Origin of the sequence: Paenibacillus sp. G2S3, assembly GCF_030123105.1 — a bacterium.
Lineage (GTDB): Bacteria > Bacillota > Bacilli > Paenibacillales > Paenibacillaceae > Paenibacillus_AQ.
On the sequence record NZ_CP126095.1, the window covers coordinates 6,676,399 to 6,698,229 of the forward strand.

Sequence of the window (21,831 nt, forward strand, 5' to 3'; positions counted from 1 at the left end):
AACACTGGTATGGCGCTCCAACTTTAGTTCCTAATTATGAGCGGATGTATCATATGTTTAACCTTATCTCCGTGTTGTAAACCGCGGAAAAATCCGTAATCAAATAATTTGGCTGCCCCTTCAAAACGGCTCTCATAGGTTTTTGCCCCCATAACGACTGCAATAAGCCTATGACCATCCCGCTGAGCCGAGCCTGCAATGCAATATCCGGCCCGGTTATTGTGTCCAGTCTTTAAACCATCTGTACCCTCATAAGCATAAGTACCACCCATAGCAGGAAGCATGAAATTGCTGTTACTTACATATAGACCCTTATCTTTCAAATGCATTTGTGTACGGCTAGAAATATTGAGAATATCCGGATGATGATAGATTAGTGCGGCAGCCAATTTAGCGGTATCGCGAGCTGTCATCATAGTCTCACCGCTGATATGCATATTCGGAGCAGTGAAACCAAGATCCTTACCTGATAGTCCTGTTGTATTAGTAAATATTGTATTGGGCGATAAGCCTAGACTACGCGCCTTGTCGTTCATCATTAGCACAAAAGAGGCTTCTGAACCAGAAATATACTCAGCCAAAGCAACAGTAGCATCGTTGGCAGAATATATAGCGATTCCTTCAAATAATTCTCTTATGCTATAGAATTCTCCCCGCTTCAATGAAAGACTTGCGCCGCCCATTGTACTTGCATAAGCACTAATTGGGACTCTATCCTCCCATCTAATCATTCCAGAGGAGATCTGATCCAGCACAATCATTTCTGTCATTAACTTAGATACACTGGCCGGTGGCATGGGTACATCGCCGTTTATATCCACCCATATATCTCCAGTATCCATATCTAGAAGCACCGCTGATTCTGCGTCAATATTCGGTTTAAACCCAAGCCCCGTTGGCCTCCACACCGCAATCAAGACAACGACTAAAACAGCTGCAATTGTCCCCACTACTATCCGTCTCTTCATCGTTGTCATCCTCCATACTATATATGACGAATGAAACTACAATTTGATTTCACTTTTCACAAAAAATTATTATTTTATTTTTCGTCCTCTTCCTTAATCCACCATTTATATGGGTCAATAATCGTACTTATAGAGTTTACACGAACGCCTTGCAGGCGCTTATTTACTGGAACAATGGCTTTACGTTCAGCAAAGAAGATCATAGGTACCTCTTCATTGACCAGCTTCTGCCACTCATAATATATTTCTTTACGATAATCCATATCGTATGCTTTCATACTTACGCCTTCACGAATCAGCTCTTCATTGCGCTCTGAAGACCAGCGTGGATAATTCCATAGATCATTTTCTCTCCATAGACCTGTTGGATCAGGATCACTCGCTAGCCCCCACACTCCGTAAAATAATTCGATAGAAGGATCGTCGGCTTCCACTGCGTCGTAGAAGGTGTGGAATTCCTTTAATGCTCCACCGTTTAGCTGTACATCGAGTCCAACGTCACGCCAATTTCTTAAAATAGCATTGGTACGTAGCTCTGCTGTTTGACTGCCTTGCATAGAATCAAAATGGATCATCAGCTTCTGGCCCTTTGGGTCTTCCCGTAACCCATCACCGTCTAGATCTAAGAAACCAGCCTCATCCAGCAGTTCCTTGGCCTTAGCAGGATCATATAGATAAGCATTAATCTCAGTATCAGGGATCTTCGCCCAGCTTGTACTAGATATTGGAGTCTCTACAGGCTCAGCTAGACCGTGGGAATATGCTTTTATGATTCCTTCACGATCTAAGGCATAATACATAGCTTGTCGTAATCTTTTGTCTTCAAATTTAGGGTTATCCATTACGATGGTCTCGGTTTTCGTATCCCAATGCCCGAATTTAAAACCTATATATTCATAGCCTAGCTCAGCGGTTTGCAGGATGTTTACATTCTCCAATTTATTTAGATCATCATAAGCATCCCGAGGGGCTGACTCTATATCAATTTCTCCTGTTTGAAAGCGTTGAGCCACTTCTTTGTCGTCAAATACCTTATATACTACGCCATCCAATAGCGCCTTGCCCTTATAGTATTGATCAAAACGTTTCATTTCTACCCTCTCGCCAGGCTGAATATGTTCAACCTCAAAAGGGCCAATACCAATAGGAGATTTTCGCATCTGGTCACTCTCGGGCATATCTTTAACGGCGACTCCAGTATAGTATTTTTTATTCATCGGATAAGGCCACAGACTATCGATAGTGTTTACCCGTGCAGCAGTTACTGTTATTTTCAAAGTATAGGGATCTATAACCTTCAAGCCCGATATGCCCTTCGCTTCTCCATTATGATAAGCTTCAGCACCCTGAATCATTTCAACACTATAATAATGCGAGCCCGTATAATCTGGACTAGCGATAGTTTCAATCGCAAATTTCCAATCCTCTACCGTTAATTCATCACCGTTATGCCAACGGATTCCCGGTTTGATTTTAAAGGTAAATACTTTATGATCATCAGATTCCTGCCAAGAAGCGATATTAGGAACCGTCACTAGTTCATCATTTACCTGAAACATTGGCTCAGTAATAAACTCCAGCACATGAAAATCATCTTCACCTTCATAAAAAGCAGGCTCAAACAAGCCAGTAAACGGTGAGGAGAATCCGTAGGTAACTACTCCACCAGCCTGTGGCTTTTCCTCTGCCAAATTATGTTGTAAAGATAATGAATGATTGCCTGAAGTTGCTCTACTACATGCTGACAATAGGGTCGCCATCACGAGCAGTGTTAACAACAACCTGCATATTTTCTTATTATTCATGTGTTTCTTCCCTTCTCTAGTTGAACGTATATCTACATTTAAGCTATGGAATATAAATATTTTTACTGTAACAAAGTTTTATGGCCGTTACAATAACTTCTAAGCCCTAGGCCTTTACTCCTGCTTGAAATTCGCATATTTCGTTATATCTATAAAAAAAGACCTGCCTCATGGACAGATCTTCATTGAATCTATTCTTCATCTCTGTGCGTAATCGTTAAGCCCTCGACATGTTTACGCTGCATCAACTTGCGCTTTTTACGAGTATCCTTACTCTCAAAAATAATATCAAAGTCATATTCCTCCGGGTATAACTCTTCTTTTGAAAGATAGGGCTTCAACCGCTTATGGTTAAATCTCATTTTTTGCTTCTGGATCATCACTCCAACCATTCCTAAATGATCTCTCTTCTCATATACGATCCCTGTCCGGCCGAGTGACGTTACCAAAACTGCATCTCCAATTTCAAATGGAATCAGCTTCTCCTTGCTGCGGTCAGATGAAGTAGCCTCTTCTTCTGCGTTACCATGTTCCTCTACTGTGAGTGCATCATGTCCTTGCTCTCCCTCTTTGCTGAAAAGACTTCCCCATGCCTCACCGCTGCCTTTCTGTAGCCTTTGTTGCTGCGCCTCTACAATTTCCCATGACCGCTTGATAACGTTATCCTGTATACCCAGCTTTTTAGCGATCTGCAGAGCGTAACTTTCCCCCGCTTCGCCAATCGTCAATCGATACAGCGGCTGTAGCGTTTCTTTGTCGAATTCCATTCGTGCGTTTTGAAAGCCCATCGTTGCGGCAGCAAAGGCTTTTAACTCATTAAAATGTGTGGTAACAATAATATTCGCCCCTTTACGGCTCAGCTCTTCCAGAATCGCGATAGAGAGCGCAATGCCTTCCCCGGGATCTGTACCAGCCGCTAGCTCGTCAATGAGCAGCAGCACCCCTTTAGATGCATCTCTCAGCATTCCCTCAATACTCTTCATTTGCGCGGAGAATGTGCTGAGCGATTGTGCCAGACTTTGTCCGTCACCGATTACACTGATCACATCCGTAAAAATAGTAAATTCGCTTCCCTCCTCGACCGGAATCAACAGCCCTGATTGAGCCATGATCGTCAGCAGCCCAATTGTCTTGAGAACCACCGTTTTGCCACCTGTATTCGGACCTGTAATGATTAGGGATTTATAACCCCTACCAACTTCCAAATTGATTGGAATCATCCCCTTCAGCATGGGATGCCTGCCTCCATTCATCTTTAGAAAACCTTTGGCATTCAGAGCAACAGCAGATGCCCCCAGCGTTCGTGCATATTTAGCTTTGGCGAAAATAAAATCATACGTGCCCGTAGCCTCAATATTAAGGTGCAGGGCGGTCTGTTCCTGTTCTACCAAGCTAGTCAGCATGCTGAGGATTACAGCTTCTTCTCGCGCCTCTTCTCCTAAAAGCAAATCAAGCTCAATTTGGAGAGCAGCGATCTCGTCTGGTTCAATAAACACCGTCTGTCCACTTGTGGATTGATCAAGCACCGATCCTTTAATTTGTTTATGATATTCCCGTTTTACGGGGATAACGTAACGCCCACCTCGCTGACTATAAATATTTTCCTGCAAAATCGATTGATGACGTGACATAATCCCGTCGATTTTTTTATGAAGACGTTCTTTAGCCACTACGATCCGTTTACGAACTCGCTCTAGCCCCTTACTCGCTCCATCATCAATCGCCCCAAAACGGATACAGCGGTCAATAGCCTCCCTCACATGATTTAACTCCATCAACGAGGATGCATATGCAGCAATCCGTGGAGCGCTCTGTTCTTTAGAGGCCATATATTTGCGCAGTTGACTACAGCTCTTAAGGAATGTTGCAACTGCAGTGAAATCTTGCTCACTGTACAAATATCCAGTCCCCATTAATGACATGATCAACTCAATGCCTTCTAATGAAGGAATGGGTACACTCGATCCTCGTTCCAGCAGTTCTTTAGCTTCAGAAGTTTCCTCCATTGCTCTTTGAATCGTCGGCAAATAGGTCATTGGCATAAGCTCTTCTACAGCTTTTTTTCCTACATAAGATACTGCGTGGCGACCAAGCTCGGTTTTAATGATTTCGTATTCCAGCATGTTTAGACTTTGTAAATTCATAGCAAATCCTCCTTCAAATCTCTATTAGTTTGGGTTTAACTCTCCATAACGCAAAGAAGGGCAAAGAATGCCACTATGGCAGTCCTTGCCCTTCTTTTTATACTGATGTTCTCTATCGTCCTAAGGCCCCGAAATAAGAATAGGTGCCGAAAAACAAAAAAAACGTGCAATAAGAGCACGGTTAATTACAAAGAGAACAACAGCCGTAAAGAGGCCATTTGACGCTTCGTGTGTTCTTAACTAAATCATCCACCCGTAAGGAACAACAGACTGCTGCGTAGTACGAACTCAAATAGAGCACGTAATCGCCTCAAGACGAGCCTGCTAAAGCCTTCCTAATCAAGTGTTATGAAATTGCTAGTTAAGAACGGTCACCAACATCAAAATTTCCCCTTTAGTTATAGGATAGCTGTAATTTAACACATAACCATTCGAACGTCAAACGATTCAACGCCCAAATGATTCCATTTCAGATTACCCCACTATTAATGCTTCCTTTTCTGCATACAAAAAAGCAGCCGGTTTCCCGACTGCTTTTATAAAACGTCCTATTCCGTTGTGTAAGGAAGCAACGCGATTTGACGCGAGCGTTTTACAGCAATGGTAAGAGCGCGTTGGTATTTTGCACTTGTACCTGTTACACGACGTGGCAAAATCTTTCCACGTTCGCTGATGAACTTCTTAAGAAGTTCGGTATCTTTATAATCAATGTGAGTAATCTTGTTCACAGTGAAAAAGCAAACTTTTTTACGCTTGTTGCGTCCACCACGACGTGCCGGTCTTTTGTCGTTGTCGGCGCCTTCTCTTGGTTTAAAAGCCATATTCTTTTCAGTCCTTCCTAATTAAAATGGCAAATCATCATCCGATATATCAATCGGTTTACCATCGCCCGAAAAAGGATCTTGAGTATTGTTGTTACGCGAGAAATTATTGTTGTTATTTCCGCGTCCAGCGTTACCACCGCCACCATATGCTGGCTCTTCAGGCATACTACTTGCACCACTTGAAGTATTTCCACCTTCACGGCTCTGTGAAGATTCCAGGAAACGAACATTATCAGCAATAACTTCAGTTACGTATACACGTTTGCCTTCGTTATTCTCATAATTCCGCACTTGGATGCGTCCTTCCACTGCTGTCAGACGACCTTTGCGCAAGTAATTGGCACAGGTTTCTGCTAGCTGTCTCCAGGTTACAACCGGGATGAAGTCTGCCTCACGTTCACCGTTCTGGCCCGTAAAGTTACGATCTACGGCTAGCGTAAATTGCGTTACGGCAACACCAGCGGGAGTATAACGAAGTTCCGGGTCACGGGTCAACCGTCCGATCAAAATGATACGGTTCAACAATTCTGGTCCCCTCCTTTAGAGCGATTCATTACAAAGCTTGTCAAGATCTTAAGCAACGTCGTTCGTAATGAGATAACGAATAACTTCGTCAGAAATCTTCATAAGACGTTCTAATTCAGTAACTACTGCAGGTTCTGCATTGAAGTTAACCAAAACATAAACGCCATCACGGAATTTCTTGATCTCATACGCAAGACGGCGTTTACCTTGCACTTCGTGCTTTGTAATTTCCCCGCCATTGGAGATGATGCCTTGGAATTTATCGACTGCTGCTTGAACAGCTTCTTGTTCAATGTCAGGACGAATAATGTACATCACTTCATATTTGCGCATAATTTTCACCTCCTTATGGTCTGAGGCCCCTAATCACGTCAGGAGCAAGGAACGAGCACAAACATAGACTCGCACCTGATTAATATACCAAAATGAACAGCAGAGTGCAAGCAATATTAATACAGGACAACCCCTCCCCCTCTTTTTACATGAAAAAATCACTACCTGCGCACAATAATTACGAATTCATCTACACTAAAAAAGGAGGAATAATAATGGGTGAGAAGACGGAATATGAAGAAGGCGACAAAGCCCCCAATCCAGGCATGTATACAGAGGTAGGCGAAGCGCGAAGCTTCCATACTGAAATCTCGAATCCACAGCACATTAAAATGGAAAAAGGGGACACCTTCCCTGAGACCACCAACAAAAATCGGAAGTGGAAAAAGGTTGAAAAAGCACGGGTGCATTAATTAAAAATAAATGTGTATAAAAAAAACGACATTACACATACTATACTCAGGCAGTACAAAAGAGAGGTGTGGTTCCGTTGGCCGTCGTAGACGAACACAATCACAGGAGATCTGATTCAGCATCTATTGTAAGCTGGGAAGAGTAGTGGGTTATTGCCTTAAAAAAGCATTAACCTCAGCAACGCCTAAATCACTTTAGTCGCTATAAACAGAGAAATTCCAACATCATTGATGTACTGCCTCCTGAAGAAGGACCCGAAAGGGCCCTTCTTTTTGCGTTATATATGATCCTGTTTTATCCGCTATTATAGACACAAAAAAACCTCCGTTACAGGAACGAAGGATTCATTAAATGTTATATTATGCTTAAGTGGCGGAGAGGGTGGGATTCGAACCCACGCACGCTGTGACACGCCTAACTGATTTCGAGTCAGCCCCCTTGGGCCTCTTGGGTACCTCTCCGCAGCAAAAATAATTGTATCATGCAGACATGCCATTTGCAAGCTTAATTATTGTCTGTATTTTCCTCTACAGAGCGCAGTACCTTCTTCATATTCTTCTCGAATTTAGCACGGGGAATCAGAACACTATGCTGACAGCCTGTACATTTAATTCGGATATCCATCCCCATGCGAATAATTTCCATTTCATTAGATCCACAAGGATGCTGCTTCTTCATTTGCACTATATCCCCAAGCTGAAAAACTTTACGTTCCACTATTCTTCCCCCTCTTCTCCTTCTTGTGTAGCTGCAACTTGCCGTCTTGATCCAGTGTTTGGCGATGCTGTTACTTCCAGTGCATTTTCTGTCTTTGCAAGATCTATTTCAGCTTTCGCCTCTGCTTCTGCTTTCTTACGCGCTTCCTCTTCAGCTTGAGCCTGTTCCAGCATGCTCTGTTTCTCTAATGCCTGCTTTATGTCGTTCTGAATTTGTCTTTCTGCTGCTTCTCTTGCATTAGGAGCACAGCTAGCTGCTATGCGTATTACATATTCCGAGGTACTCATAGACTGTATACCGAGCACATTAGGGTAAGCAAGCACATTGGAGTTACGCTCTTCTATTCCTTTTAGCGCCTCTCCAATTAATCCTAAAGTAGCTTCCAAGCTTCGCTCCATTTTCACAGGAACATCGACTACAGCCAAAGCATTAGAAAGAGAGTAATTCGTTACATTCGTAATTAGTCCATTAGGGATAATAAATACTTCTCCAGTAGTACTAAGTAGTCTTGTTGTTCGCAATCCGATTAATTCTACAGTCCCTTTATAAGTACCTGTCTGAATTACATCACCTACCGCAAATTGGTCCTCCAAAATAATAAAGAACCCTGTAATAACATCCTTCACCAGACTTTGTGCTCCAAAACCTACTGCTAAACCAAGCACACCAGCTCCAGCCAACAAGGGTGCTAAATCGAAGTGGAACTCTGAAAGAACGAGCATGATCATCACAAAATTGCAGATAACCGTTACTACATTTTTCATCAATTCCCCTACCGTAGTAAACCTTCGTGTGTTAGACAGGAGTCTGCCTCCGGTCTTACGTTCGAGCGAACGATCAATAATATTAGAAACAATTTTAATGATAACCCTGGTTAATAGGAAAATAACAAGAATCCGCAGACCTGCGAATAAGACATCAGCCCACATATCAGCATCGCTAAACCAATTCCACACCTTATCTTTAAAACGCAAAGCATCTTTTACAGCATCACCTTGAGTAGTAGCCTCCAATATCCACCTATTCATATCGTGTATTCCTCCCTACCTCTCAATCAGTATGTAGCTCTCGTTGTGTTTTCCGTAAATACCTCGTATTTCAATATTCTGTTCTATAACTATCTTCTGTACCTCTTCCAGTGCACTTTGATAAAACTGAATTGAAATTGCGCAGCCTGCAGTGATCTCTTTCGGGGTTGGGAATATATCAATTTCAATCTCCGCATACTCAAGCAGCATTTCAGCACGAAGCGCCTGCTGGGTAGAGTCAAACGCGATCAACATCTCATCCTGCATATACGTTACGCCTCCCATAGGTTTATCGTCCTATCTCTTGTCGCTGTAGTATAAAACCCCTCTTCTATCCATATACTAGATACCATCAAATAGAATCAGCTTCAGAAAGGAAGATGGTATGAATTTTTCATCCAAAGCTACATCAGCGCAAGAAATGTCCTGTTTAAAAATATCACATACAGATCCCGATATCTATTCTGCGATTACGCACCGACTACTTTTTCACTTTGCACGCACACGTCCGGAGACACAGATTGTGGTTGTTTGTGTGGGGACGGATCGATCTACAGGTGACTCGCTTGGTCCTCTCGTTGGTACGGCATTGTCTCGTTTTCATAGTCCACTGTTTCATTTATATGGAACTCTTGAAGAGCCTGTTCATGCTGTTAACCTGGAAGAAACTCTATCCCTAATTAATGAAAGATATAGTAACCCCTTTATCATCGGTATAGATGCTTGTTTAGGTCATTCTACTAGTGTGGGCTGCATTCAAGTTGTTGAAGGACCTCTAAGACCAGGCGCTGGTGTAAATAAACAATTGCCGCCGGTTGGAGATATCCATTTGACTGGAATCGTTAATGTCGGCGGCTTTATGGAGTATTTTGTATTGCAGAACACGCGCTTAAGTTTAGTCATGCGACTATCTGATATTATCGCTACGAGTCTATATTCTGCTTTAAAACAATGGAATCTTCATGCTAGGTCCGCTGCAACGCGAGAGTAACAACTTCTTTTTCTTCAGGTGATAGGACATACTGTGATTCACCATTCTGCATAGGTTTAGAATAAATGTAAGAATTCTCACGATTATGAAGACTAGTTAATACAATACCACTGCTGTTATCATCCAGTATAGCGACTGAGAAACTCAAATCATTGCCACGTTCACCGAAGGCGTTATAACGCTTCAGCGCAATATTGGACTTCATGCCACGTATTCTAGTTTGAGTAGCTTCTAATACGGCTTTTTGCTCACGTTGTTCTTCTTCCAGCATGTCGCTTTGGTTCTTCAGATCAATCAGAAGGCCTTCCAGATCCTCCACACCGCTCCCAGCCATCATGGCCTCATATTTACGCCGCATTGCACGTAGCTTAGCCCCCTGGGCGATCACAGTGATTACCAGTACCAACATAATTACTGTAAAAGCAAACACAAACCACTGCAACTGCTCACTAATTAATTGATTTAATTCAGACATGAATGGACCATCCTTTTTATTCATCTGCTGCGGGCATTGCCATATAACTCATCCATAGCAGCCAGCATTCTGCTTATATTATGCTCTGTCGTATCTACACCTACACTTGCCCGAACAGCACCACTCTCTAGCGTGTCAACAGCCTTATGTGCCAAAGGGGTACAATGCATACCCGCTCTGACCGCTATTTTATACTCACGATCTAGACGATGAGCAATATTCGCCGATTCTTCTCCATCCACTACAAACGATACAATACCAGTTCTTGGCGCCCCTAGTGAGGGTCCTAATAGTCTAATGCCTGGGATGTGGGACAACCCCTCCATTAGCCTTTGAGTTAATGCCCATTCTTTTTCATGAATCATGCTTATCCCTAAAGATTGTACCTTTTGAACACCTGCTAGTAAACCGGCAATCCCTACCGTATTTTGCGTCCCTGCTTCATACCGATCTGGACGAACAGAGGGCTGTTCAATATTTTCAGATTGACTACCTGTCCCTCCATACATTAAGGGTTCAAGATCCAAATCAGGTGATATATAAAGTCCGCCAGTTCCTTGTGGTCCAAGTAGCCCTTTATGCCCCGGAAAAGCCAATAAGTCGATATTCATTTTTTTAACATCAATATCAAGTGAGCCTGCGCTTTGAGCTGCATCCACTAGAAACACAGCACCATGCGATTTAACGATATCGCCAATATCACCGATAGGCAGTATACTTCCTAATAAATTAGAGCTGTGATTACAAATCACCATTTTGGTATTCGGCTGGAAAGCATTTTTGAGTTCTTGTAAATCCAATTGCCCTTCACGATCCACTTTTAGATAATCAACTTCTATCCCTAGTGTCTTACGCAAGTATTCCAGCGGTCGCCTCACAGAATTATGTTCTGTCATCGTTGAAATCACGTGATCTCCCGCTTTAAGCGTCCCTCTGATCCCCATATTCAAACTCATCGTAGTATTATGGGTAAAAGCTATATTTTGCGCATTAGATACACCGAACAACCCAGCCAGTACATTTCGCGTCCTTACTAACACTCGGCCGCTCCCCATCGCCAGCGAGTAATTACCTCTGCCAGCATTTGCTCCTGACTGTAGAGCATTTACCATCGCAGTTGCAACCTCAGGTGGTTTAGGCCACGAGGTAGCCGCATGATCCAGATATACGAAGTCTTCCATAACCCCGCTCCTCGTCTAATACCCGTTTTTTAATCAACTTATTCAAAAAAACATACCCCTAATTATCCGATTAAGGATATCTCAGGATATGTTCTTGGCATAGATACCCATTTAGTTACCCAATAATTCCAACAATCTTTCTAAATCCTGAGCACTGTAGTAATTCAGTTCAATCTTCCCTTTTTCCTTGCCCTGTTTTATTTTCACCGTTGTTTTAAATCGTTCACGTAATACTTCTTCTACATTATCAATATAAGGATCACGTTTAACAACTTTGACTTTAACTCCGTTTGCAGGTTTTCGGTCCAAGTTCTTCACTGTTTCTTCTAGCTCTCTTACACTCCACTGTTGTTCCACGCATTGTTCAGCCAGCTGTTTAATTACTTCCGGATCCTTCAAAGCAACAATTGCCCGCGCATGGCCCATTGACATTGTTCCACGTGAAACATATTCTTTTACTTCTTCAGGTAAAGAAAGCAATCTCAGGAAGTTAGCGATGTGTGATCTGGACTTGCCTACCTTAAGCGAGAGTTCTTCCTGCGTTAGTGAAAACTGATCCATTAGGCCTTGGTAAGCCACTGCAATCTCCATTGCATTTAAGTTCTCGCGTTGCAAGTTCTCAATTAAGGCAATCTCCATAACCTGTTGATCACTAAGATTTCTAACTACTGCTGGGATTGTAGCTTTGCCACAATATTGCGACGCCCGAAATCTGCGTTCGCCGGCAATGATCTCATACCCCTTCAATACGCTACGGACAATGATCGGCTGAATCACGCCATGTTGTCTGATAGATTCTGCCAGTTCTTGAATGGTCTCTTCATTAAAATCCTTACGTGGTTGATATGGATTAGCCCGTAGTTGAGCTAAGGGAATCTCAACTACCTTGTCATCTTCATTAATAGATAAAGATGGAATCAACGCATCCAGACCTTTTCCTAAACGTTTACTCATAAGAAATCACTTCCTTTGCCAACTCTAAATACACTTCCGCTCCTTTAGAGCGAGGATCATAAGTGATAATGGATTGTCCATGGGAAGGCGCTTCACTTAACCGGACATTCCGAGGAATAATCGTTCTATATACTTTTTCTTGGAAATACTTCTTAACCTCTTCTATCACCTGGATTCCCAGATTGGTCCGGGCATCAAGCATAGTCAATAATACTCCCTCTATCTTCAGATGCGGGTTGAGATTCTTTTGCACCAGACGAACTGTGTTTAAAAGCTGACTCAAGCCCTCAAGTGCATAATACTCACACTGGATCGGGATGATTACTGAATCCGCTGCCGTAAGAGAATTGATTGTTAAAATGCCAAGCGAAGGAGGACAATCAATAATAATATAATCATAATTGTTTTTAACGGCATTTAGGGCCTTCTTTAGCTTTAGCTCTCTGGAAATCGTCGATACCAACTCGATCTCCGCGCCTGCTAATTGAATGGTCGCCGGAATGATATGCAGTCCTTCATTTTGAGTTTCCAGTATGGTTTCTAGAGGATTTACCTCATTTATAAGAATGTCATATATACAATTCGCCACGTCCGCCTTGTTGACGCCAACGCCGCTAGTAGTGTTACCTTGAGGATCGATATCAACTAGAAGCACTCTTTTTCCTAATGTAGCCATACCGGCACCTAGGTTCACGGAGGTAGTTGTTTTACCGACACCGCCTTTTTGATTTGCTATGGCAATAATCTTGGACACTTATTTCACCTCGAATAGTTAGGAAGAATCTTCTCGTAGATCGCAAGTACAAATGTTCCTGACGCTGATATAACGTCACACTTTATGAAGAATATAGACAACTATTATATACTGGAGCTTTAAATTATAGGCCTGGCCAACACATCCCGGTTCTAGCCACACTAAAGGCGGCCAATCACCTCAAGGCCGCCTTTAGCTTTTGAAACAATTTATCTTTTGGGGATTTGGATTACAATCTCGTAATGGTCACCACGGTCATTTTCTGACGTTTTGATTTCCATCCCTGAGCCTGACACCATATCAATAGATTGACGAATTGTATTAAGAGCTAGACGAACATCCTTGGTATAAGAGACCCGCTTTGATTTTTTAGTTTGTGAGACTTGTTTGTAGAAAGCAATACGAGCTTCTGTTTGTTTAACATTTAAACCTTTTGAAATGATCTCTGCCAACACTTTCAGTTGCATCTCCACACTATCGAGTGATAATAATGAACGTGCATGTCTTTCAGAAATGTGACGCTCCATTAATGCCGTCTTAACCTCTTCAGGTAAATTAAGTAAACGAATTTTATTAGCTATGGTAGACTGACTTTTGCCTAGTCGTTGTGCTAAGCTTTCTTGCGTCAATTGATGAAGATCAATTAACTTTTGATAAGCAACAGCTTCTTCAATAGAGGTCAAGCCTTCACGCTGTAAGTTTTCTATAAGCGCAATAGATGCGGCCTGTGAATCATTGAATTCACGAACAATGGCTGGAATCGTCTCTAAACCAAGCTTTTTGACCGCACGCCAGCGTCGTTCACCTGCGATGATCTCGTACACGGAATCTCGCATGCGTACAACTATGGGTTGAATGACCCCGTGAGTTTTAATCGTCTGGCACAACTCATCGATCTTGTCGTCATCGAATATCGTCCGTGGTTGGTAAGGACTGCTAATGACCTCATGAACTGGTATTTGTTTAATTTCTTCTCCGCTGCTCCGCTCGGTAAATCCAAATAGCTTGGTAAATTGTTCTTTCATTCCGTTCATAACCACCTAATTTCGTTATAGTACGATCTTCTTGACCTTCTTCTCGGAAAGCGTATCGTACAGCAATAAAAAACATTCTGATATTATGAAATGGCCTGCAGCTATCAGGCATCATAATCTCTCCTTCTTTCGAACAAGAGTACAGAGAAGGAGTTATATACAAAATTAAAAGTCTACTATGCTATTCTATCACTTTTCTCTACATAATCATATTCTCCGTAAAGACCTATTTTTCCTGCATTTTCATAATGATAGTCACTCAATAAACATATCAATTTAGTTTATCTTTTAATTAAAGTTCATTTCTTCTCGTACTCGCGATTTTCCACAAAAAAAGGTCATCCTCCTTTCTCAAAGAGGATGACCTTAATCTTATTTGCCAATATATAATGTTTCACGTGAAACATTATTTGATAAGTGGTGTTTTGGCAGGAATTCCCGCTTTTCGCGGATACTTAGCGGGAGTAGCGCCTGTCTTACGAATAATGACAATATGTCGCGCCGACTCTTCCACGGGTAAGCTGAAAGATTCTACTTTGCCGAGTTGAGCACGAAGTTCCTTTAAGCTGTACTTTGCCTCACCTAATTCTTCAGAAGGATCGCTTCCCTTCATGGCAGCGAAAACTCCATCCTTACGTGTAAAAGGAAGACAAAATTCATTCAACAAGGATAATCTTGCCACCGCACGCGCAGTCACCAAATCATAGGCATCACGATGCTTGAATTGCCGGGCAATATCCTCCGCACGACCATGAATCAATTGCACATCCGTTAATTTCAACGTAGTACAGACATGCTGTAGAAAAGAGATCCTTTTACTCAGTGAATCAATGATCGTCAGCTTCATATGTGGAAAACAAATTTTAAGCGGAATGCCTGGAAAGCCGGCTCCCGAACCGATATCTGCCAGATTGTTTATCTCATTGATATTAAGGAAAAAAGCTAGAGAGATCGAATCATAAAAATGTTTCGTGTAAACCTGCTCGCGCTCTGTTATTCCGGTGAGATTCATTTTTTCATTCCAAGATACGAGTTCTTTATAGTAGAGATCGAATTGCTCCAATTGTTCTGCTGAAAGAGTAATACCTCGTTCTTGTAACAGCTGTGTGAATTGAATTTCCGTATTATCCATAGATTATCCTTTCGCCGCGGTTACCCGGTTGTAATGCTCCAGATATACGAGAAGAATGGAAATATCGGCTGGTGTGACTCCCGCAATCCGAGAAGCCTGCCCGATAGAGATCGGACGGATCTTGGACAGCTTCTGCCGTGCTTCCATAGCTAATCCATGAATCTCATTATAATTGATGTCATCTGGAATTTTCTTCTTCTCCATCTTTTGCAGGCGCTCCACATGTTGAAGCTGTTTTTCGATATATCCAGCATATTTAATTTGGATTTCCACTTGCTCCTTCATTTCTGCATCCAGCATCTCCGGTGACGGCGAGACTTGATCTACGAAGCTATATACAAGCTCCGGACGACGCATGAGAACAAGCAAATTACTGCCGTCTACAATAGGTGCCGAATCATATTGCGCTAGTACATGGTTTACCTCAACAGGTTTAACCTTTGTCTCTTGCAGACGAGCAATTTCACGCTCCACCCGTTCTTTTTTATCCGTGAAGTTATCGAAACGTTCTTGTGTGATCAAACCAATGTCATAACCAATAGGTGTAAGTCTTAGATCTGCATTGTCATGGCGAAGCAACAAACGATATTCCGCACGTGAAGTAAGCAGACGGTAAGGTTCATTAGTGCCCTTAGTCACGAGATCATCAATGAGTACACCAATGTATCCCTGTGAACGATCTAAGATTACGGGTTCTTTGTCTTGCACTTTACGAGCTGCATTAATTCCAGCCATTACACCTTGGCCAGCTGCTTCTTCATAACCGGAAGTACCATTGATTTGTCCAGCAGTGAATAGACCTGGTAGACGTTTAGTTTCAAGAGATGGCCATAGCTGTGTAGGAACCATTGCATCATATTCAATAGCATAGCCATTACGCATCATCTCTACCTTTTCCATACCAGGGATGGAACGCAGAATCGCTAGCTGTACATCCTCAGGAAGACTAGTCGACAGACCTTGTACATAGTATTCCGATGTATTTTTTCCCTCTGGCTCTAAAAAGATCTGATGCTTAGATTTATCACTAAATCTTACTACTTTATCTTCAATAGATGGGCAATAACGTGGACCTGTTCCTTCAATAATACCCGTAAACATCGGCGCACGATGAAGGTTGTCATTAATAATCTGATGAGTAACCTCAGAGGTATAAGTTAACCAACAAGGAAGCTGTTCATTGTCGGATGATTTCGTCTCAAACGAAAAGAATTTAGGTGCATCGTCGCCGGGCTGAATTTCTGTCTTCGAGAAATCGATCGTATCACGATGTACACGTGGTGGCGTACCGGTTTTAAAACGCACCAATTCAAAGCCAAGCTCCCGCAAATTCTCAGATAGCTTCACTGATGGCTGCTGATTGTTAGGTCCACTCTCATATGTGAGCTCACCCATGATCACTTTACCACGCAGGTAAGTACCTGTGGTCAGGATAACTGTCTTACTATGGTATTCTGTTCCTGTCTTCGTAACAACACCCGCACAACGTCCATCTTCAACGATTAAACGCTCAACCATCCCTTGACGAAGCGTCAAATTAGGTGTTTTCTCCATCGTTTCCTTCATTGTATGTTGGTACAGGAACTTATCAGCTTGTGCACGCAATGCGTGCACAGCAGGTCCCTTCCCTGTGTTAAGCATACGAAGCTGAATAAAAGTCTTATCTATATTACGGCCCATTTCTCCGCCTAGCGCATCAATCTCACGCACTACATGTCCTTTGGCAGGTCCGCCTATGGACGGATTGCAGGGCATGAATGCAACCATATCCAGGTTAATTGTGATCATCAACGTGCTGCAGCCCATCCGTGCTGACGCTAGAGCTGCCTCGCAACCGGCATGACCGGCGCCAATGACGATTACGTCATAGTTGCCTCCATCATAACTCATGTCCTGTTTCCCCCTAATTGTTATATTAAAATGTAAAACCTATTTTCCTAAACAAAATTGCGAGAATATTTGATCTAACAAAGAGTCTGCTGCTGTATCACCAATAATTTCACCAAGCTGTTCCCATGCTAGCCGTACATCGATTTGAATCAGATCAATTGGAATGTACTGTTCCGCCGCATCATATGCATCCTGTAGTGATTTATAGGCTTTTTTAAGCAATGCAATATGTCTCACATTACTTACATATGTCAAGTCACCCGATTCCAGCTTTCCACCAAAAAAGAGTGTCGAAATGGCATCTTCAAGTTTGTCTAGACCTTCCTCTTCCAGAACGGACATCGGTACGATGTTGGCCTCCTCAAAGAATGAGAGCAACTTATCCTTATCCAGTTTGGACGGTAAGTCCATTTTATTCATGATCACTAGGCATTGTCTACCGTGGATTTGTTCCATCAATGCCAATTCATCCTCATGCAGCTCTTCATTAGCATTAAGCACAAGTAGAATCAGATCTGCATCACTAACTGCCGCCTTGGAACGTTCTACGCCAATCTTCTCCACTACATCGATCGTTTCACGAATTCCCGCCGTATCAAGCAGCTTAAGCGGAATGTTATTTATCGTTATATATTCTTCGATGACATCACGAGTTGTTCCTGGAATATCCGTTACAATCGCTTTGTTATCACGTGCTAATGCATTCAGTAATGAAGATTTACCAACGTTGGGGCGACCGACTATAGCCGTCGTTATTCCCTCACGAAGAATTTTTCCTTCATTAGATGTCTTAAGAAGCTTTGTGATTCCTTCCATCACTTCACTGCTTTTATCCTTAATAAATTCAGCCGTCATGGATTCTACATCATGCTCTGGATAATCTATATTCACTTCGATATGAGCCAGCATCTCAATAAGTGTATGGCGCAAAGCATGAATTCGATCCGATAAGGATCCACTGACCTGCTTTAAAGCCACAGAAAACGCGCGATCGGACTTGGAGCGAATGAGATCAATAACCGCCTCAGCCTGTGATAAATCAATACGTCCGCCCAAGAAAGCACGCTTGGTGAACTCACCTGGCTCGGCTAACCTTATCTCCTGCTGAAGAAGTAAATCCATCACCCTTCTTACAGAGATTATACCACCATGAGCACTGATCTCTACTACATCCTCGGTCGTAAAAGAACGTGGGCCCTTCATTACGGTTACTAGTACTTCTTCCATCTTCTCTCCGTTATCCGGACTAACGATATGTCCGTAATGAACGGTATGCGATTCCGCTTCAGTTAACGGAACTCGACTACGAAACAAAGGTGCCACTTGGGAAATAGCCTGCGGGCCACTTACCCGAATAATAGCAATTCCTCCCTCGCCTAATGCCGTCGATACGGCAGCAATGGTGTCACTAAGCATGCTGTTTTTCACCCCAAAACCTATATTTTTTTGAATAGAAACGGTCTTATATTGTTAAAAAAGCAATGACCCCTTACATTGGTCAAGGAGTCATTGCATCATATAGTCTTTACTTCAAAGTTATAACGACGCGGCGATTTGGCTCTTCGCCCTTACTAAGGGTATTCACTTGCCGATGATCCTGTAATCTGGAGTGAATAATTTTCCGCTCCTGAGGTGACATCGGCTCTAGTACTACCTCTTTACGAGTCCGAATGACACGACCGGCTAAACGATCAGCCAGCTCTTCGAGAGTTTTTTTACGCCGCTCACGGAAGTTCTCCGCATCTAGCACAAGCCGTATAAAACTGTCGGAGTAACGATTAGCTACGATGTTAGCCAAATACTGCAGAGCATCGAGAGTTTGTCCTCTTCTACCAATCAACAGTCCCAAATCTGGACCTGATATCTGCAGAATCGTGGATTCCTTGGTGTGGACGATTTCGACTTCCACTTCGAGCCCCATGCTCTTAGCGACATCCACAATGAAATGAACGGCTTCTTGGTAAGCTTCCTCCACCGGTTGTCCGGAATCTTGGCGTGGCACACCGCCGTTAGCCTCCTGTTTGCTCTCTCTTGTTGACTGCTGAGGCAGTGACGGAGCACTCGCCGCTGATGCCGGTGCGGCTTCGGCTATCAAGGTTAATTCAACCTTGGCACCTTTCGCACCGATCAATCCCAGGAATCCTCTTGATGGCTGCTCAAGTACGTTGACCGTTACCCGGTCCTTTTGAACTCCAAGCTGGGTTAGTCCCCGTTCTACAGCTTCTTCAATGGTTTTCCCTGTTGCGACGACTTTGCTCATTTTGACTTTTTGGCTCCCTTCGATGCTTTACTGCCGCCTTTACTCTTCACAGCAGTTGAGTCATCTGTACTTTTCACAGCACTTGCGATTGCCAATTTGTGTTTATCGTTGTTGCGATATAAGAAATAGTTCTGAACAATAGTGTAAATGTTACTGTATACCCAGTATAGCGGCAACGCTGCCGGGAAGTTGTAGGACATAACGAAAATCAGAACTGGATAAATCATCATCATGAACTGCATTGGCCCTTGTTGTTGCATTGGGTTCATTTTAGTCATCATTCTTGTTTGTATAAATGTTGTTAATGCTGCAAGCACTGGCAAGATAAACAGATGATCGGGCTTACCTAGCTGCAGCCATAAGAAGTCGTGCTCCCGTAGATGCGGGTTATAGTAAATCGAGTTGTAGAGAGCGATAAAGATAGGCATTTGTACGATCAGCGGTAAACAACCCGCCATTGGATTAACCTTATTCTCTTGGAACAAACGCATCGTTTCTTGCTGCACCTTTTCAGGTGTGTCTTTATATTTTTTCTGGATCTTTTGGAGTTCCGGTTGAATGGCTTGCATTGCTCGCGAGCTCTTCACCTGTTTAATCGTAAGCGGAAGAATCAGCGTGCGGACAATAATAACCATCACAAGTACGGCTAAACCATATTCTCCGTTAAACCAATCAGCAAACTTGTCCAAGGCAATGGCGAAATAATACACTACATTACTTTGCCAGAAGCCTCCATTCTTTAAATCCTCCGTAGTGTGCGTAACAGCAGTTGACGGAGCGCATCCCGACAGAACAGCTAACGACAACACCATCACTGTGATGAGGAGAAACCATTTTCCCCGTCTAGTCTTCATTAGAGACACTTCAAAACCCCTCTCTTGAACATTCCATTCCACCGTAAATCATACCATAATTATGAATACAAATAAACAAGCCTCTTATGCGTCTTTTATTTGCGGGAAGCCTTGAGTAGCTTGGCTTTACGCAGTACATGGAGCACGCTTTTTTCGAGCTCTCCGTATTCCATGGAAAGCGCTCCTTTTCTTACGATAAACACCATATCGAGTCCACCTGCAATTTCAGGTTCATGATGACGAACGATTTCCTTCACCAATCTTCTCATACGGTTACGGACAACCGCGTTTCCAACCTTCTTACTGACCGATACCCCAACTCTAAATCGCTCTACCTCTTTTTTGCCAAACCAATACACTACAAATTGATGATTCGCAAATGACTTCCCATGGCGATATACACGACTGAAGTCGGCACGGTTTCGTAATCGTAACTTTTTGTGCACGGGAATCTCCTTCATAAAAATCCGGTTAAAAGTGTCCTTCCGAATTTTTTTCTTCTAATAGTATAGTCATTTGGATGTCGCCATAAACGACCGCGACTACAACGCTGAGATTTCCCTTCTATATTATAGAGAGAAAAATATTCTCAACTTCTCACAAAATAATTCTGTATATACGTTAAATAGCCCCGCAAAGTGTAGCTAGCGCATTAAGCGAGATCCTAGTCGTTTGCAGAGCAATAAATAATAAAAAAGCAGTAAAAAAAGACCACCGGAGTGGTCCCTTAGTGGCCTAACTTACGCACTCAAAACTTTTCTGCCTTTCAAGCGGCGAGCTGCCAGCACTTTACGGCCGTTTTTCGTGCTCATTCTTTTACGGAAACCGTGAACCTTACTACGTTTGCTCACATTTGGTCTAAATGTCGGTCTCATAATTGCACCTCCCTTACAGGAACTTAATTACTGTCATATAAGCAGAAACGGTCTAAGCCGTCCTTATAGTAGGGACAGTATCTACATGAATCATCATTTAATTATCGAGACATATCCTTACAGAAAACACCTTTATATATTTAAACATATTTTAGGCGCAAAAGTCAACCTAGTACTGGCTCCAGACCCTCCCTCTAATTCAAGCTGCTTATCCACAACTCCCATTAGAAAAAAAGTAATCCACAAGATATGACACTTATCCACCTGTGATCAAAAAATAAAGTCGACTACTCACAAATGAGCACAACCTGTGTATAAAATTATCGAAGCTTTGGCGTAAAGTGTCGAACCGTAAACAAATTATCAACAATATGTAGTGGTGTTCTTAATAATTGTACACAAGTGCTTGAATTTGTGGATAAAATAGCCCTGCTCATTGAAAAATAAGGGGCGTTTTGCTATGATGGTATTACTTTTGAATGTGAATAGATTTGTTTGTTCTCTTAATTATCAACAAGCTGTGGATAAAGTTGTGAACAAATCAAATTTATCCATATTTTTTTGTCTCTTCATATTGCCTACTGGGGATAAATATCAGCACCAACCTATTTTCTTCGACATTTCCACTTCATGGCTGATGCCACATTTGGAAGATTTAAAGGAGTGACAGTCT

General features: G+C 42.5%; 23 protein-coding genes and 1 tRNA gene. 2 read left to right on the forward strand and 22 right to left on the reverse strand.

Features of this window, described 5'->3' with window-relative positions; all coding sequences use genetic code 11:
* Nucleotides 1-23: 23 nt before the first annotated feature.
* The 6 genes from QNH28_RS29495 to rpsF form a co-directional block, all read right to left on the reverse strand.
* A complete protein-coding gene (locus QNH28_RS29495) occupies nt 24-968 on the reverse strand; it encodes a D-alanyl-D-alanine carboxypeptidase family protein (protein WP_283909652.1) in 945 nt (314 codons plus the stop codon).
* Nucleotides 969-1,042: 74 nt separating this feature from the next.
* A complete protein-coding gene (gene opp4A, locus QNH28_RS29500; RefSeq protein WP_283909653.1) occupies nt 1,043-2,773 on the reverse strand; it encodes an oligopeptide ABC transporter substrate-binding protein in 1,731 nt (576 codons plus the stop codon).
* A 191-nt stretch (nt 2,774-2,964) separates the two neighbouring features.
* A complete protein-coding gene (locus tag QNH28_RS29505; protein WP_283909654.1) occupies nt 2,965-4,917 on the reverse strand; it encodes an endonuclease MutS2 in 1,953 nt (650 codons plus the stop codon).
* Between the two features lie 548 nt (nt 4,918-5,465).
* Nucleotides 5,466-5,738 (reverse strand): 30S ribosomal protein S18, encoded by a 273-nt coding sequence (gene rpsR, locus QNH28_RS29510; protein WP_036651767.1) that lies wholly within the window; start codon nt 5,736-5,738, stop codon nt 5,466-5,468.
* Between the two features lie 21 nt (nt 5,739-5,759).
* The gene (ssb, locus tag QNH28_RS29515; RefSeq protein WP_036677780.1) at nt 5,760-6,266 is read right to left on the reverse strand and encodes a single-stranded DNA-binding protein; all 507 of its coding nucleotides are present in this window, start codon (nt 6,264-6,266) and stop codon (nt 5,760-5,762) included.
* Between the two features lie 48 nt (nt 6,267-6,314).
* Nucleotides 6,315-6,599 carry a 30S ribosomal protein S6 gene (gene rpsF / locus QNH28_RS29520; protein ID WP_036677776.1) on the reverse strand — a complete coding sequence of 95 codons (285 nt, stop codon included), beginning with the start codon at nt 6,597-6,599 and terminating at the stop codon, nt 6,315-6,317.
* A 215-nt stretch (nt 6,600-6,814) separates the two neighbouring features.
* Here rpsF and QNH28_RS29525 point away from each other — a divergent pair, with 215 nt between their 5' ends.
* Entirely contained in the window at nt 6,815-7,012 is a 198-nt protein-coding gene (locus QNH28_RS29525) for a YjzC family protein (RefSeq protein ID WP_042131720.1), read from the forward strand.
* A 371-nt stretch (nt 7,013-7,383) separates the two neighbouring features.
* Here QNH28_RS29525 and QNH28_RS29530 read toward each other — a convergent pair.
* From QNH28_RS29530 to QNH28_RS29545, 4 genes are all read right to left on the reverse strand, one after another.
* Nucleotides 7,384-7,474, reverse strand: a tRNA-Ser gene (locus tag QNH28_RS29530).
* A gap of 43 nt (nt 7,475-7,517) precedes the next feature.
* Nucleotides 7,518-7,730, reverse strand: coding sequence for a DUF951 domain-containing protein (locus QNH28_RS29535; protein ID WP_076120612.1), 213 nt, complete (start codon nt 7,728-7,730; stop codon nt 7,518-7,520).
* The gene (locus QNH28_RS29540) at nt 7,730-8,758 is read right to left on the reverse strand and encodes a mechanosensitive ion channel family protein (protein WP_283909655.1); all 1,029 of its coding nucleotides are present in this window, start codon (nt 8,756-8,758) and stop codon (nt 7,730-7,732) included. The genes QNH28_RS29535 and QNH28_RS29540 overlap by 1 nt, the downstream gene beginning before the upstream one ends.
* 15 nt (nt 8,759-8,773) lie before the next feature.
* The gene (locus QNH28_RS29545) at nt 8,774-9,025 is read right to left on the reverse strand and encodes a putative Se/S carrier protein (protein WP_283909656.1); all 252 of its coding nucleotides are present in this window, start codon (nt 9,023-9,025) and stop codon (nt 8,774-8,776) included.
* Nucleotides 9,026-9,143: 118 nt separating this feature from the next.
* Here QNH28_RS29545 and yyaC point away from each other — a divergent pair, with 118 nt between their 5' ends.
* Nucleotides 9,144-9,749 carry a spore protease YyaC gene (yyaC, locus tag QNH28_RS29550; protein ID WP_283909657.1) on the forward strand — a complete coding sequence of 202 codons (606 nt, stop codon included), beginning with the start codon at nt 9,144-9,146 and terminating at the stop codon, nt 9,747-9,749.
* On the opposite strand, the gene QNH28_RS29555 is transcribed toward yyaC, so the two are convergent.
* The 12 genes from QNH28_RS29555 to rpmH form a co-directional block, all read right to left on the reverse strand.
* Nucleotides 9,724-10,224, reverse strand: a complete 501-nt coding sequence (locus QNH28_RS29555; RefSeq protein ID WP_283909658.1) for a DUF4446 family protein — start codon at nt 10,222-10,224, stop codon at nt 9,724-9,726. The two genes, yyaC and QNH28_RS29555, sit on opposite strands and share 26 nt — an antisense overlap.
* 20 nt (nt 10,225-10,244) lie before the next feature.
* Nucleotides 10,245-11,405 (reverse strand): aminotransferase class V-fold PLP-dependent enzyme, encoded by a 1,161-nt coding sequence (locus QNH28_RS29560; RefSeq protein ID WP_283909659.1) that lies wholly within the window; start codon nt 11,403-11,405, stop codon nt 10,245-10,247.
* 111 nt (nt 11,406-11,516) lie between these two features.
* Entirely contained in the window at nt 11,517-12,359 is an 843-nt protein-coding gene (locus tag QNH28_RS29565) for a ParB/RepB/Spo0J family partition protein (protein ID WP_283909660.1), read from the reverse strand.
* A complete protein-coding gene (locus QNH28_RS29570; RefSeq protein WP_042131728.1) occupies nt 12,352-13,113 on the reverse strand; it encodes a ParA family protein in 762 nt (253 codons plus the stop codon). The genes QNH28_RS29565 and QNH28_RS29570 overlap by 8 nt, the downstream gene beginning before the upstream one ends.
* Before the next feature lie 209 nt (nt 13,114-13,322).
* Nucleotides 13,323-14,138: a nucleoid occlusion protein gene (gene noc, locus QNH28_RS29575; RefSeq protein WP_283912296.1), complete on the reverse strand. Its 816-nt coding sequence runs from the start codon at nt 14,136-14,138 to the stop codon at nt 13,323-13,325.
* A gap of 415 nt (nt 14,139-14,553) precedes the next feature.
* Nucleotides 14,554-15,279: a 16S rRNA (guanine(527)-N(7))-methyltransferase RsmG gene (gene rsmG, locus QNH28_RS29580; protein ID WP_283909661.1), complete on the reverse strand. Its 726-nt coding sequence runs from the start codon at nt 15,277-15,279 to the stop codon at nt 14,554-14,556.
* 3 nt (nt 15,280-15,282) lie between these two features.
* Nucleotides 15,283-17,169, reverse strand: coding sequence for a tRNA uridine-5-carboxymethylaminomethyl(34) synthesis enzyme MnmG (mnmG, locus tag QNH28_RS29585; protein ID WP_283909662.1), 1,887 nt, complete (start codon nt 17,167-17,169; stop codon nt 15,283-15,285).
* Nucleotides 17,170-17,208: 39 nt separating this feature from the next.
* Complete coding sequence (gene mnmE, locus QNH28_RS29590) at nt 17,209-18,585, reverse strand: tRNA uridine-5-carboxymethylaminomethyl(34) synthesis GTPase MnmE (RefSeq protein WP_283912297.1); 1,377 nt, start codon at nt 18,583-18,585, stop codon at nt 17,209-17,211.
* A 109-nt stretch (nt 18,586-18,694) separates the two neighbouring features.
* A complete protein-coding gene (jag, locus tag QNH28_RS29595) occupies nt 18,695-19,429 on the reverse strand; it encodes an RNA-binding cell elongation regulator Jag/EloR (RefSeq protein ID WP_042131733.1) in 735 nt (244 codons plus the stop codon).
* Nucleotides 19,426-20,292, reverse strand: coding sequence for a YidC/Oxa1 family membrane protein insertase (locus QNH28_RS29600; protein WP_283909663.1), 867 nt, complete (start codon nt 20,290-20,292; stop codon nt 19,426-19,428). The genes jag and QNH28_RS29600 overlap by 4 nt, the downstream gene beginning before the upstream one ends.
* Nucleotides 20,293-20,378: 86 nt before the next feature.
* Entirely contained in the window at nt 20,379-20,729 is a 351-nt protein-coding gene (rnpA, locus tag QNH28_RS29605) for a ribonuclease P protein component (protein ID WP_283909664.1), read from the reverse strand.
* 294 nt (nt 20,730-21,023) lie between these two features.
* A complete protein-coding gene (gene rpmH / locus QNH28_RS29610; RefSeq protein ID WP_036677745.1) occupies nt 21,024-21,158 on the reverse strand; it encodes a 50S ribosomal protein L34 in 135 nt (44 codons plus the stop codon).
* Nucleotides 21,159-21,831 lie beyond the last annotated feature (673 nt).